Origin of the sequence: Pseudomonas sp. Y24-6, assembly GCF_020295325.1 — a bacterium.
Lineage (GTDB): Bacteria > Pseudomonadota > Gammaproteobacteria > Pseudomonadales > Pseudomonadaceae > Aquipseudomonas > Aquipseudomonas gregormendelii.
Genome location: NZ_JACBXG010000056.1, coordinates 1 through 369 on the forward strand (window position 1 = coordinate 1; position 369 = coordinate 369).

Genomic DNA, 369 nt, shown 5'->3' on the forward strand with positions numbered 1-369 from the left:
GACAGCTTCACCGATGCCAGCGAAACGGTCTCCACCCTTGAGGACACTGCCGTTACCGGCAGCGTTCTCACTGGCACCTCGAGCGTCGACGGCGACGTGACCTTGGTCAACTTCACCATCGGTGCGAACACCTACACCGCCGGCAGCACCGCGACTATCACCAACGTCGGCACTCTGGTCATTGCGGCCAATGGCGCCTACACCTTCACCCCAGCTGCCAACTACAACGGCCCGGTGCCAACAGTCAGCTACACCGTTACCGACGGTTCCGGTAGCAATGTCACTTCGACCCTGAATATCAGCGTCACTCCGGTTGATGACAGCTTCACCGATCTCGGCGAAACCGTGACCACCGCCGAAGATGCACCC

The 369-nt window shown here is 60.4% G+C and carries 1 protein-coding gene; it reads left to right on the forward strand.

The features are described from left to right. Positions 1-369, forward strand: a 369-nt coding sequence (locus tag HYI44_RS29225) for a cadherin-like domain-containing protein (RefSeq protein ID WP_225571220.1), incomplete at both ends; no start/stop codon positions are given.